Genomic DNA, 12969 nt, shown 5'->3' with positions numbered 1-12969 from the left:
CGAAGAACGTGGCTAGTCGGCCAGTTCTGCACGCGAGAGGTGGTAATCCCAGACGCGTTGAAGAACGCGTGGTTCGAGATTCTTCGCGCCTGAAAGTGCGACTTCACCCGCGGTGAGTGCCCGGATCTTGCCGATCGTCATGGACTGTAGCTGCACGTCGGCATTACGGCAAAGCTGGATGCTGCGCATCACCAGTTCCCGCACGCTGCCGCCGACCACGACGGCGCCGTGGTTGCGGAGCAGGACGGCGGAATGCTCGCCAAGAGCCGCAGCCAGCGAAGCCCCCTGCTCTGGCGTCGAAACCAGCATGTCCGTATCACCGAATTCCACCTGTTCATCCCAGAAAGGCACCGTCATGCCGACTGTCGCACCCACATGCGTGACAGGCAGCCATGGTTCGCCGGTAACACAGAACGGCATGATCGTCGGCGAATGGAAGTGGCAGATGGCGCGCACATCCGGCCGGACCTTATAGATGGCGCCATGGATGATCCGCTCGAGATAACCGCCACGCGTATCCGGGCCGATGATCTTCGAATCCGCGTCGTAATGCTGGATATCTTCCAACGCCACGATTTCCGGGCTGCGGGAGCGGGAGATATGGTATCCGGTCTCCATGCCTCGAATGCTCACGTGGCCGAACGCATCCAGCACCGCCTCATGCGCCAGGATGCGGTTCGCCTGCACCAGTTCCAGCAGTGCCGCCTGATCGCTCATGTTCACACCACGACCTTGGTCATGATGCCGGGCGTAAAGATTTCTTCGGGCGTCATATGCCGCTCGGCAATCCCCTGCTGATAGGTGTACATCAGCATCTGTTCGAAGGTCTTGCGGTTCTTGTCGATGCCATAGGGGAAAGGATCGGCCCCGAAGAGATCGCGCATCTTGCGGGCATAGATCGGCATCCAGGCAAGCGGATATCGCGAGACGGCCGGATCGAACAGTCGCTCCAGGCTGCGGCGCTTCGATTCCTCGAAGGCATTGTAGAGATTGCGGGCAACCCACGGGTTTTCCTCGACGATCCGCTTCTTCATGGCGATGATATGCATGATCGGCCAGACGCCGGTCGTCTTGTAATAGTCTTCCTCTCGTTCGAGGAAATCCGGGATCAACCGTTCGACGCGCGGGTCCTCTTCCAGGAAGCAGGTCGGCGGACGGGCGATGATCGCGCAGTCGATCTCGCCGGAGGCGAGCATTTCGGAGAGCGACTTGTCGACAATACGCTCGATCGCAACGCCTTCCGGTAGCTTCAGGTCGACCTTCTCGATACGGCCCGGCGCGTTGGCGCCGGCCTGTACCCAGTGAACGTCCTGCAGCTTGACGCCCGCTTCATTGTGCATCCAGCCGCGCATATAGACGGCGGCGGAATGAGCCCATTCCGGCACGCCGATCCGTTTGCCCTTGAGGTCTTGCACCGTTTTGATGCCGGCAGCCTTGTTGACGTAGAAGGACGAGAACCGGAAAAGCCGCGAGCAGATGACCGGCAGGCCGATGATATCGCTGTCCGGCCGGCTGACCTGCGCCATGAACTTGGCAAACGAAAGTTCCGCAATGTCCCATTCGCGGTTGAAGGTGAAGCGGGCAAAAACCTCGTGGTGGGAGAGCATCGACCAGGTGTGCACGATGCCTTCGGCAGTTACGGTGCCCAGGCGAAAATCGCGGAAATGATCGTAATCGGTGGTGGCAATCGAAAGCTTCAAACGGTTCATGACAATATCCGGAACTCAGCGAGTGATGACGTTGACCTTGGCGGGGTCGATGTTGACGAGAATGGGATTGCCGATCGGCGTGCGCAGGCTCGGGTGAACGCGGGCGAGAAGCCGCGTCTGGCCGACCGACACCATGTAGTCGACACATTCGCCGAGGAAGACCTTGGTATCGACACGACCTTCCAGCAGGTTGCCGGACGCGCCGTTCTGCTTGCCGGGCTCGATCAGATGGACGTTTTCCGGGCGGATCGCCACGGTGAGCTTGTCCTTGACGTCGAGAGCTTCTTCCGAAGCCACCTCGATCGTCCCCATCGGGCTTTCCACCGCCCAGCGACCGCTTTCGCTGCCGCGGGCCGTCACCTTGCATTCCATGAAGTTCGACGAGCCGATGAAATCCGCGACGAAACGCGTCTGCGGTGCTTCGTAGATTTCGCGCGGCGAGCCGAGCTGGACGATCTGGCCATCGTTCATGACGGCGATCTGGTGCGAGAGCGCTAGCGCTTCCTGCTGGTCGTGGGTGACATAAAGCGTCGTCAGGTTCAGTTCGCGCTGCAGGCGCTTCAGCTCGAAACGCATCTGCTCGCGCAGCTTGGCGTCCAAGTTGGAAAGCGGCTCGTCGAGGAGAAGCAGGCGAGGTTCCATGACCAGCGCACGAGCAAGCGCCAAGCGCTGCTGCTGACCGCCGGACAGGCGGGTCGCCTCGCGGCCGGCATAGTTTTCCAGCGCAACGGCTTTCAAAACCCGCTCGACCTTTTCCTCGATCTGCTTCTTGGAAAAGCCGGACTTGCTGACCCGGAGCGGAAACGCAGCGTTCTCGAACACACTCATATGCGGCCAGATGGCGTAGCTCTGGAAGACCATGCCGAAATTGCGGCGGTTCGGCGCGACAAAGACGCCCTTGCCGGCGGAATAGACGGTGACGTCTTCAACCGAGATATTGCCTTTGACCGGCCGCTCAAGGCCGGCGATCGAGCGCAGGGTCGTTGTCTTGCCGCAGCCGCTCGGGCCGAGAAGGGTGAAGAGCTTGCCCTGCGGCACATCGAAGGAGATATCCTTGGCGGCACGGACGGGCTTGCCCTTGCCGTCGGCATATTCGGTCGTCAGTCCCTGAACATTCAGCATTTCGGTATCTCCTCACCTCCGCCGCGCTCCCCGCCCGGCCGGCTTCATTCCCGGGACGCCGCGACGGTCGCGACGTCCCTGTTCTGTCTGTCTCTTACTTGACGGTCTTTTCGAAAGTTTCGCGCCACTGGGCGAGCTTATCGAGCATGGCGGCACCATCGACCACCTTGACGTTGAGATCCTTCGGCAGCGGCGCGATCTTGACATTGGTCGGAGTGAAACCGCGTTCGACCAGGATCTTCTGACCTTCCGTCAGCGTGAAATCCTGGAACAGGATCGCAGCATTCGGATGCTTGGCGGTCTTGGCAACGCCGAGGCCGTTGATGCGGGCGACAGAAGGGCCGAGTTGCAGAACCTTGATCGGCGCGCCGTCCTTGTTCATCTGGTCGACCTTGTAGAGATAGGTCGTCAGTGCCAGCGGCACTTCGCCGGATGCGGTCAAGTTGGTCAAAAGCGTGTGGCCCTTGCGCAGCGAGATGCCGTTGATCTTGGCGAGCTTGGCAAAAAAGTCGATGCCTTCCTTTTCGCCGCCGGGGAAGCTGGCATTGACGGTCGCGAGCCAGTCATAGGCTTCCGCTTCGAGACCGACCTTGCCCTTCCATTTCGGATCGAGCAGATCGTTCCAGCCCTTCGGCACGTCCTTCTCGGCGACGAGATTGGTATTGTAAGCGGCCGTGATGATGTTCAGGCGGCTACCGACCCATTCCTTGTGTTCCGGAACCGCACCCGGAAAGATATCCGGCGTCACCGGAGATGCGATCGGCTGCAGGATTTTTTCGCGATGCAGGGCTTCAAGTTCCGGCCCGTTGGTCTCGATCACGTCAGCATCATAACGGCCGGCCTTGATCTCGGTGACGGCGCGGCGCAGCACGTCTTCGGACGAGCCGCGCCAGACGGTGACCTTGATACCGTATTTCTTGGTGAAGGCATCGGTCATCGCGGTGACGTCTTCCACAGGCGTTGCGGTGTAAAGCGTCAGACCGCCTTCGGTTTTAGCCGCAGCAGCGAGCTTTTCCAGCCGGTCGGCGCCGCTATATTTGGAAATCTCGTCGATCGACTGAGCCACGGCCGAGCCGGCCAACAGCGCGCCAACGGCGCCGGCGAGAGCGAATGTCTTCAGGCTCTTCAGGGTATTGCGCATAGTATCCTCCTCCAGGAATTATGAGCGTTGTTACTGGAATGTCTTTTCGAATGTCTGCCGCCAGGCCGTCAGGTCATCCAGCATGCCGGTCGGCTCGATGACCTTCACCTCCATACCCGCCGGGAATGGCACTTCCTTGGTGTTGGTCGGCGTGAAATAGCGCGATGCCAGGATTTTCTGCGCCTCTGTCAGCGTGAACTGCTGGTAGAGGATCGCGGCATTCGGATGGGTCGTGGTCCTCGCGATGCCGAGGCCATTGATGCGGGCGATCGACGGGCCGATGGTGAGCGCCTTCACCGGAGCACCTTCCTTCTCCAGTTGCAGCACGCGGTAGAGATAGACCTGCATCGTCAACGGCTTTTCGCCAGACGCAGTCATGTTAGCAAGCTGCGGGTGACCCTTGTGCAGCGAAGGATGGTTGGTCGTCGCCAGCTTCTTGAAAAAGGCGAGGCCTTCCTCCTTGGACGGGAAGCTCTGGATGACCGTCGCGAGCCAGTCATAGGCTTCGGATTCGATGCCGATCTTGCCGTTCCACTTCGGGTCGAGCAGGTCGTTCCAGGTCTTCGGCACATCCGCCGGCTTCACCGCATCGGTATTGTAGGAGGCGGTGATGATGTTGAGACGGCTGCCGATCCATTCCTTATGAGCCGGCACGGCGCCTGCGAAGATTTCCGAAATGACCGGCGAATTCACCGCCTGCAGGATGTTTTCGCGATGCAGCGCCTCGAGCTCGGGACCGTTGGTCTCGATCACATCGACCTCGTGCCGGCCGGCTTTGATTTCGGTCAGCGAACGGCGCAGCACGTCTTCCGAACTGCCGCGCCAGAGCGTGACTTGAATGCCGTATTTGGCGGTAAAGGCGGCGATCACCTGATTGACGTCATCCACCGGCGTTGCGGTGTAGAGAGTCAGCTTGCCTTCCTTCTTGGCGGCTGCGACCAGCTTTTCCATCCGGTCCGGGCCGCTATAGGCGGCGACATCCGCAACGGATTGCGCAAGCGCCGGGCCGGCGGCGAGCGTTGCAACGAAGCCGATTGCCAGCGCCCTGCGGCTAATACCTTTTAGAATATGCGATTTTTTCATGCGTTCCTCCTCTTTTAAAGCCGGACCTCCCAATCCGACTTACGCTTCCTTGACCCCGAACCTCTTGCCGACCAGCTGGGCGAGCATCACCACGATGAAGAGCGCAATGATCATCATCACCCCGAAGGCGGAGAGTTCGACATACTGGCCGTTCTGCCAGAGTTCCCAGATGACGATCGACACCACTTCCGAACCCGGGCTGTAGAGCAGCACGGAACTGGACAGTTCGCGGATCGAGACGACGACGATGTAAATCCAGCCAGCCAGCAGGCCGGGCTTCAGCAGCGGCAGCACGATGCGGACAAAACTCTGGCTCCAGGACGCGCCGCTCATTGCGGCAGATTCTTCGAGGTCCTTGTGGATTTGCAGCATCGACGTGGTGTTGTAGCGGATGCCGTAAGGCATGAAGCGCGTCACATAGGCGATGAAGATAATCCAGGTCGTGCCGTAGATGCCGATATCGAGATAGAGGTAACAGATCATCACCGACAGGCCGAGAACGAGGCCCGGGAAGACCATCGGCAGCGAAGCGACGTTATCGAGCAGCCAGCGGGCCGGCAGCTTGGTGCGGATGACGATCCAGCAGATAACGGCGGTGAGCAACATGATGGTGGTGGCAGCACCGAGCGAAAGCAACGCGCTGTTCCACACGGCCTGACCGACCATCGGGTAGTTGATGACCTTGGCATAGGCATCGAAAGAAAGGCGGCTCAGTCCTGCCCAGGACGGTACGCTGTAATACTTGTTCAGCGACGACCAGAACAGCACGAGGAATGGCAGGACGATGACCAGGATCATGTAGAACACGATCAGGATCGCCGCCGGGATGCGCCAGGGGCCGAGATCGAACGGCCGCGGGCGAAACCCCTTGCCGGTGACGGTCGAATATTTGCTGCCCTGGCTGGAAAGCTTCGACTGGAAATAGATGCCGAAGGAGGCGATCAGCAGGAGGGCTGCGGCATAGGCGGACGCCAGCCCGACATTGCTCGGATATTCGCGGATCGCTTCATAGATCGCCGAGGTGAAGACCTCAATACCGACGGGCATGCCGAGCAGAGCCGGCACTTCGAAGGATTCGATCGAGCGAATGAAGAGAATGAAGAAGGAGGCGATCAGCGCCGGCCAGACGAGCTTCAGCGTGATGCGGAACATGATCTGGCCGATCGAAGCCCCTGACATCAGGGCGGATTCTTCCAGCGACGGATCCATGGATCGGAATGCCGCCGACATCAACAGGAAGGCGATCGGCGAATAATGCAGGCCTTCGACCCAGATCATGCCGCCCATCGAATAGATGTCGAAGACCGGGCCCGAGAGACCGAAAGCGTTTTTGAGGATGAGGTTGAAGAGCCCGATCTGCGGGCTCGCCATCATGATCCACGAGACCGTGAACAGGATCGACGGGATGACCAGCGGCACGATGGACGCGGCATAGAACATCATCTTGAACGGCGTGTTCGTTCGCTCGTTGAGCCAGGCGAACAACGTGCCGATGACCAGCGCAAGGCAGGACGTGCCGGTGGCGAACACGACCGAATTGCGGAACAGCGGCAGGATGGTGCTGTCCGTCAGCGCATGGATATAGTTTCCGAACGTGAAGACGGCCGGAACATCGCCTGCGGCAGGCGTCATGAAACTCTGCCACAAAAGGAAGACCAACGGCACCAGCGCAAGCCAGCCGACGATCAGCACCGCGGCGCCAATGATCAACCACTCGGCCCGAATACGGCCGAAGAAGCTCGGCTTTTCGACCGATTTTGCGTAACTGCTTTCCTGTAACGACATCCCGACCTCCCGAACGAAATGCTGCCGGCTTGCCGGGGTTTAGGCCCCGGCCGGCGACATCGCGAGGTTTTCCTTATGGTAACCTGCAATCTTCTGGTAGCTGGTGGATAGCTTCTCGAGGTCCTCGTGGCTAATCACCTTGTTGATGTCGTCGAACGGCTTGTCGCCGGTACGCTCGAAGACTTCGCGCAGGATGGCATCCGGCGGGTTCTTGCGGTTGGTAAGCACGACCTGTGCGGTGGCCGGACGGCGCACCGCTTCATAGGCATGCATGGCCTTGATCGGATCGCCTTCCTTAACGAGTGCATCGGTCAGCGCACGGCAATCGAGGATCGCCTGAGCCGAACCATTGGCGCCACGCGGATACATCGGGTGAGCGGCGTCGCCGAGCAACGTCACGCGGCCGAAGGTCCACTGGTCGAGCGGATCCTGGTCCACCATCGGATATTCGAGGATCGCGTCGGCCGCCTTGAATAGTGCCGGGCAATCCAGCCAGTCGAACTTCCAGTCCTTGACGACGTCGAAGAAGTCTTCGATGCGGCCCGGCTTGTTCCAATCGCGCTGCGACTTGTAGTTCTCGGTGGCGATGTCGACGACCCAGTTGATCAGCTGGTTGCCTTCACCGTCGATATTGTCGCGGATCGGGTAGATCAGCACCTTGGCCGTGTTCAGCCAGCCGATGCGCACCATGCTGGCGCCGGTCAGGAACGGCTTCCACTTGGTGACGCCGCGCCACATGTTGATGCCGGAATAACGCGGCGGGCCTTCGTTCGGGTAAAGCTGCTTGCGGATCTTCGAGTGAATGCCTTCGGCGCTGACGACCATTTCGGCCTTGACCGAAGGACGCGCCGAGCCGTCACGCGGATCGACGAAATGCAGGGTCACGGCAGCATCGTCCTGCTCGAAGCCGGTGCAGGACCAGCCGGTCATCAGGCGATCGGCGCCGCAACGGGCCTTGAACGCTTCGACCAGAACCATATGCAGATCGCCACGGTGGATCGAGAACTGCGGCCAGTCGTATTCGGCATAACGGCCGGTCGGCTCGGTGAAGATGTGCTGGCCGTAGCGGTTGTAGAAGCCGGATTCCTTGGTGGTGATCGCCACCTTGGCCAGCGCCTCTTCAAGACCAAGCTTGCACATTTCGCGGGAGGCATGCGGCAGGAGGTTGATGCCGACACCAAGCGCCTTCAACTCAGGAGCCGCCTCGTAAATGCGCGAGGCAATTCCCTTTTCGTGGAGCATGAGCGCCAGCGTCAGACCGCCAATGCCTCCACCTACAATCGTCACTTCCATGCTTATGCTCCCTCTCCCATGCGAGAATGGTGCGCGCCGCCGCCGCAAGTGCGGAAGCGCGTGAAAATCGGTTGTCAGGATTTCGGCAAAGCTCCGCACCCGGCCGGATTAGCATCCGCCGCACACGAGCTTCGATATGTTGCAGTCCTCCCGATCACCGGCGCTTGAAGCAGGTGGCCTTTGTGCCGTCGCTTCGTCCTCTGTCCGATGTATGACAATGACTAGGCGGCTTTTTACCCGAAGACAAATACATAGATTGTTTGAAGTCATCTCGAAAACAGATGACTGGTCCGCTCATGCGCGGAGCGGATGACGAGCCTTTTCATCACGGTCATGGCTTTCGGAAGCCTGAAAATACGGTGGATCAAGGCGTGAAGAGCATTGGTCGCGGCTCATGTCCTGCGGCATATCGGCCTGCCGAAAATACCTTCAATTCGGCTTTTGTGCCGTCGATCTCGCGCAGGTCCGCAGGGACCTGGTTGGCACGATTCTCCGCGCAACGCGCCAACCTTTTTGCTGGACTCCCTTGGGGTGTGGGGATTTCGAATAACGACGTGGCCGGCGCGGCGATTTCAGTTCTCGCCAACTTTTTGGTGAGCCATGGTGCCGAATGCCCCTTCTCCGAAGTCGACCTCCGCCGTTTTAGGCGAGATTATGGGCTTGATATCGTGATTTAGAACGACGGTGCCTCTGCGGCGCATGGTGAGTATTCGCCTAGGCTTCCCGGCACGAGACATAGATTCAGATGGCTTCATCAACTCCGGTCAGCAGGCGACGAGCAAGTCCAAGAGCATGCAAAGCACGCCCTGCAAATTCGCTTTGCCATTAACTCAATGCAGGCCGTTTTGGCCGCTGAGGCTTGTCTGAGGTACGTTCGTGGACAGAGATACGCCAGCCTTGACCATATCCTGCATCAGGGACGTGAGTGCCAGCTCCAAGCAATAGGTGGAAAATTCCAGCTTCATCGACTGAGCACGCTGGCACGCAAATGAGACCATACGCCCCAGAGCCAGCATTTCTTCGGCATCGTCTTTGGTTTCTGCTGTCAATTCGGTCATAGGAACCTCGCGCTGCCCGACCTGAAAACGGTTCAGGTCATATCTTTGCATCATAAGATGCGTCACGGCAGCGTCACGCGGCTCAGATAAGGTCAGTCGATCTTTGCCTCTTCATCCCGCGGTCGGTCCGCCAGAGACTTTACCAGCGAAACAATCCGCTGACGCGTCAACGGGCTCTTGATGTTGAAAAAGGCTTGATTGAGAGCGAAGCCCTCCATGGAACTAAGGAAAGTACGGAGCATAATACTCTCCGTCTTTTCCGCATGCGGCATTGGTAAACTATCGTCTGTGACATTATTAAAAAAGAATGCAACCTCTACGCCGAGAATATCGGCGATTGCCTGGAGCCGCGAAGCACCGACACGATTGGCTCCCTTCTCGTATTTCTGCACCTGCTGAAATGTTATTCCTAACCCGGTCGCCAGTGTTGTTTGGGTAATCTTTAAGGAACGCCTGCGAAATCTTATTTGCGAACCGACGTGAACATCGACTGAATTCGGCGCTTTGCTTTGCATTCGAGTATTCCCCTCACACCCGGGCATCGGGACCCAAGTCAACACTATATGTGCGAGAGCACATCACGGCAATACAATCCTTTGCTGTAAGTCATTGAAGAATTTCCGATAACCAATCGCTAAAACTTGAATTTTTCAAACTAAAACCTTGCTGCGTTGCAGAATTTTCGAAATGCAGCGAAGCGCGCCGTTCCTGCTTGCGAAATAGCTCCAGCCATAAACTGGAAGAACTTCAAACCCGAGCGCTCCCCAGATTTCGATATTATTTCGGTCAAACGCTTGCAGCGACGGCTCGACATCACCGAATTGCGCCAGCCATGCCAATGGCCTTTCACGCCCTGAACGAACCTGATTTTCAAGGATGAGATTGTTGTAGAGCCTTGGCAGACGTTTGCCGCTGTCGGGCGCAAGAGCGTAGGGAACCGGATTGCGCATAACCTCGAACCCTCGAAGAACCAGCGCGGCGGCGCTGGCATCGAGGCAGCGACGGGCGTTTTCAATCAAAGGGGTTTCCGGCTCGCCCGCCGTAGTGGGATCACCGACCAGCAAAAGCGGTCGATCATTGCGTTTCAAGCCGGTGACGGAAACGAACTGATCGACATGAAAGCCGAACTGATGGCCTCCATGAAGAAGGCTTTCGGATCCCGTGGAGCGGATTCCACCCCCTTCGATCTCCGCTGCATCGGTGCGCAATATCTTCCGCGGTACTGAAGGCCTTTGTGCCTGCAACAGATCTTCGGCCCGATATCCGAAGATGCTGACCGGTCGTCTGTCTAGCTCCTCCAGTGCTTTGACGGCGCCGGCAACCGTTGTTGCGGGGGGCGAAGCCCCCTGATATCTCGATCTTATCTCAGAACGACCAATCAGCCGAAAATCCTGACCAACCAGTTGATTTCCTCCCGGCGGGAGGACTGGCAGAGAATATAGCGGCACTTGCAAGAAGCCCGCGATACACGCGGCGAGACCAGACCCCTCGGACGAAAGGATTTCAAAATCCGTTTCCTCGCCTGTTCGGACAAGAAACGCATCCTGTATCCAAGGGCTGCCGATTGAACCTGCCGGCACGGGAACGAAAGCAATCCTACACCTGGCTTGCAATCCGTGCGCCCATGCTTTCGCCTTAGGAAGAACAGCATCATCGACCAGAAGCAGCACCTCGATATCTGAAGGCAACGAGACAATCAGATTCCCGATTGGCACAAGCGGCCGGAACCATCCGCCGGTACTCGCCTCATCGAAAAACGCCTCAGGAATCGATAGCGCGATCTGCCGTATGAAGCCGCCGCAATCCTGGACGAGCTCGCTGGAAAGGGGCGCCTTGCCTGCTCTGCTTCCGGATTCAACCACGGGAGCGCGCTACCAGACTCTGGAAAAACAGGGTGTTCTGGAATTTCCATTGCGGGCGAGGCGTTCGATCGAGGTCTCCGGCTTGCAAAGCCTTCAGCATTTGCAGAGCGTCATTCCGCTTTAGGCTCACGACGTTGTCAGCCAGCGTCTTGGCAAACTCCGGAGCAAGCCCGGCTTCCGTGACAATCGACCGCCACGTCCGGTTCGAGAAATGCTGCCTCCGCGCCACGTTGAGCAACCGATCCGAATCATCCGACGACAGATCGCCCATCGAACCGATCGTTGCTTCTGCATCGACAAGCGCCACCGTCAGCGGCCGATAATTGAGGTCCACAGGCGCATGGACGATCGCGACATCCGCATCGGACGTCCGGGTACCGTCTCGATAGGCTTGGAAAACCTCTCCGACGCCGATCATTCCGAAAGGCTCGCACTCCGCTGCCCGTAGCGCCCCCATGCTCGCCGCGCCAACGACCGGAATGCCGCCCGATAATGCATGGAGAAGCTCCTTGTGCCAGACCGCAGCACGATCTCCGTAAAGGCCGTCGATTAACCCGATTGTCGCTGCACCTCGTTGAATGGCCGCGAAAATATCACCTGCCGCCGCAGGCGGAAGAAATTCCACGTCCGGAAAAGCGGCAAGATCCAGGCCGAATATCGAGGGTCCTGCGAAGACGACAGCTCCCATTCGCGTTCACCGTTTCAAAAAGCTGTCCAGCGCGGTGGCTGAGAATTGATTCCATCCCGGCCCTGCCGCCGCAAGGCCGCCGGCAAGCACCCGGACAACCGAAATACCGGGAACGCCGCTATCCAGAGAGAAAACATAGATGTCGTCGACACCGGCCGTAAAAAGATGCTCGGCAACCTGGCGCCAGAGCGGTTCATCCCGACCGGCATTTATCTGCGCGACCGACGACGGCCCCGTTACAGTGATAGTGGGCGCGTCTTTCCAGCTGCCCGCAGTATGATCAAGATCGTACCGGCTGACCGATAGATCGTCCCGGGCGCCGCTGATATCCGTCAGACGGGACTGGACCGCTTCAAGCAGGGCGGCGGTAGCAGCTTCGTAGATATCGAGACGGCATGCCGCCCCCGCGGCGATACGCAGGCCCGGGCCGCCTTTGGCTGTAATCTCGCGCGGCAATGCTGCAAGGATCACCGGAATTCCGTTCGAGCTGCTCATATTGAAAAAGCGTGGCACAAAACCGGCCTCCGTCACCTGCGACCACAAACGGTCGAACGGCTCGGAGATGCCGTTGGAGAACGAAATCGACCGCATGTCCAACTGGCGTGTTTCGAACGCGCCTATCGCGAAACAGGCATCGTGTTCGATCAGCTCCAACAATGCGTGGAGAGTTGCCCGGTCATGGTCGAACCCGGCGGCGAGCCCTTGTGAGCTCATTTGGAATACATGCCGATCCCAGGGGAAATCTGCACGAAAATCCATGCCGACAAGTTCGTAAGGCGCAAGCGCAGGTGAAGCAGTGCGAACCGAATACCCCTCTACCCAGGCCCGTTCACGCCGTGGATCGATCTCCCCAGGGTTGACGCGGCTCAAATTTTCCAGAGGTACGAGCTGCTTGCTCTGTTGCTGCATCGCCAGAAGCGAACCATGTGCGCAGACATGACGTTGCGTGTCTTCCGCGACAGCACCCTCGATCGCTTCCATTACCGCTGAAAGTTTGGCCTGCCGCGATGTGAGCCCTTTGCCCTGCGAGACCGAAAGCCCTCGCGAATTGGGCCTGACCGCAAACCAGACTGGCACGCCAATGACATCCAGATCGGTAACATCACCGACGCGCGTTATCCCGAACCACTTCAGCAATGCGCGGTCTTCCACCAGTGTCTCGGCCAGATGCAGGAAGCCCTTCCCCCCTGAGGGAGGAAGGGCGACCGACGAATTCTCGGATGCCATG

At 58.8% G+C, this 12969-nt stretch carries 13 protein-coding genes; 1 reads left to right on the top strand and 12 read right to left on the bottom strand.

From position 1 onward, the window contains the following. Positions 1-12 precede the first annotated feature (12 nt). The 7 genes from KX729_RS26585 to KX729_RS26555 all read right to left on the bottom strand — a co-directional run bounded on the left by KX729_RS26585 (position 13) and on the right by KX729_RS26555 (position 8133). Positions 13-717: a class II aldolase/adducin family protein gene (locus tag KX729_RS26585; RefSeq protein ID WP_219745513.1), complete on the bottom strand. Its 705-nt coding sequence runs from the start codon at positions 715-717 to the stop codon at positions 13-15. A gap of 2 nt (positions 718-719) precedes the next feature. Then, positions 720-1709 (bottom strand): ABC transporter substrate-binding protein, encoded by a 990-nt coding sequence (locus KX729_RS26580; RefSeq protein ID WP_219745512.1) that lies wholly within the window; start codon positions 1707-1709, stop codon positions 720-722. Positions 1710-1724: 15 nt separating this feature from the next. Beyond that, complete coding sequence (locus KX729_RS26575; protein WP_219745511.1) at positions 1725-2831, bottom strand: ABC transporter ATP-binding protein; 1107 nt, start codon at positions 2829-2831, stop codon at positions 1725-1727. 94 nt (positions 2832-2925) lie between these two features. Then, on the bottom strand, positions 2926-3972 hold the full coding sequence (locus tag KX729_RS26570; RefSeq protein ID WP_219745510.1) for an ABC transporter substrate-binding protein: 1047 nt from the start codon (positions 3970-3972) through the stop codon (positions 2926-2928). Positions 3973-4002: 30 nt separating this feature from the next. Continuing rightward, the gene (locus KX729_RS26565; protein WP_219745509.1) at positions 4003-5055 is read right to left on the bottom strand and encodes an ABC transporter substrate-binding protein; all 1053 of its coding nucleotides are present in this window, start codon (positions 5053-5055) and stop codon (positions 4003-4005) included. A 39-nt stretch (positions 5056-5094) separates the two neighbouring features. After that, positions 5095-6840 carry an ABC transporter permease gene (locus KX729_RS26560; protein WP_219745508.1) on the bottom strand — a complete coding sequence of 582 codons (1746 nt, stop codon included), beginning with the start codon at positions 6838-6840 and terminating at the stop codon, positions 5095-5097. 39 nt (positions 6841-6879) lie between these two features. Beyond that, a complete protein-coding gene (locus tag KX729_RS26555; RefSeq protein WP_219745507.1) occupies positions 6880-8133 on the bottom strand; it encodes a flavin-dependent oxidoreductase in 1254 nt (417 codons plus the stop codon). A 281-nt stretch (positions 8134-8414) separates the two neighbouring features. Between KX729_RS26555 and KX729_RS26550 the strand changes: the two genes are divergently transcribed. Beyond that, entirely contained in the window at positions 8415-8810 is a 396-nt protein-coding gene (locus KX729_RS26550) for a hypothetical protein (protein ID WP_219745506.1), read from the top strand. 153 nt (positions 8811-8963) lie between these two features. On the opposite strand, the gene KX729_RS26545 is transcribed toward KX729_RS26550, so the two are convergent. The 5 genes from KX729_RS26545 to KX729_RS26525 all read right to left on the bottom strand — a co-directional run bounded on the left by KX729_RS26545 (position 8964) and on the right by KX729_RS26525 (position 12968). After that, a complete protein-coding gene (locus KX729_RS26545; RefSeq protein WP_219745505.1) occupies positions 8964-9191 on the bottom strand; it encodes a hypothetical protein in 228 nt (75 codons plus the stop codon). A 92-nt stretch (positions 9192-9283) separates the two neighbouring features. Then, complete coding sequence (locus tag KX729_RS26540) at positions 9284-9706, bottom strand: helix-turn-helix domain-containing protein (RefSeq protein ID WP_219745504.1); 423 nt, start codon at positions 9704-9706, stop codon at positions 9284-9286. Between the two features lie 135 nt (positions 9707-9841). Further along, positions 9842-11053: a hypothetical protein gene (locus tag KX729_RS26535; RefSeq protein WP_219745503.1), complete on the bottom strand. Its 1212-nt coding sequence runs from the start codon at positions 11051-11053 to the stop codon at positions 9842-9844. Beyond that, the gene (locus KX729_RS26530; protein WP_219745502.1) at positions 11046-11741 is read right to left on the bottom strand and encodes a TfuA-like protein; all 696 of its coding nucleotides are present in this window, start codon (positions 11739-11741) and stop codon (positions 11046-11048) included. The genes KX729_RS26535 and KX729_RS26530 overlap by 8 nt, the downstream gene beginning before the upstream one ends. Before the next feature lie 6 nt (positions 11742-11747). Further along, on the bottom strand, positions 11748-12968 hold the full coding sequence (locus KX729_RS26525; protein ID WP_219745501.1) for a YcaO-like family protein: 1221 nt from the start codon (positions 12966-12968) through the stop codon (positions 11748-11750). Position 12969: the final 1 nt, after the last annotated feature.

The organism is Neorhizobium populisoli (assembly GCF_019430945.1).
Lineage (GTDB): Bacteria > Pseudomonadota > Alphaproteobacteria > Rhizobiales > Rhizobiaceae > Neorhizobium > Neorhizobium populisoli.
Note: the sequence above shows the minus strand (reverse complement) of the source record. Positions and strands in the feature narration are given on the sequence as shown.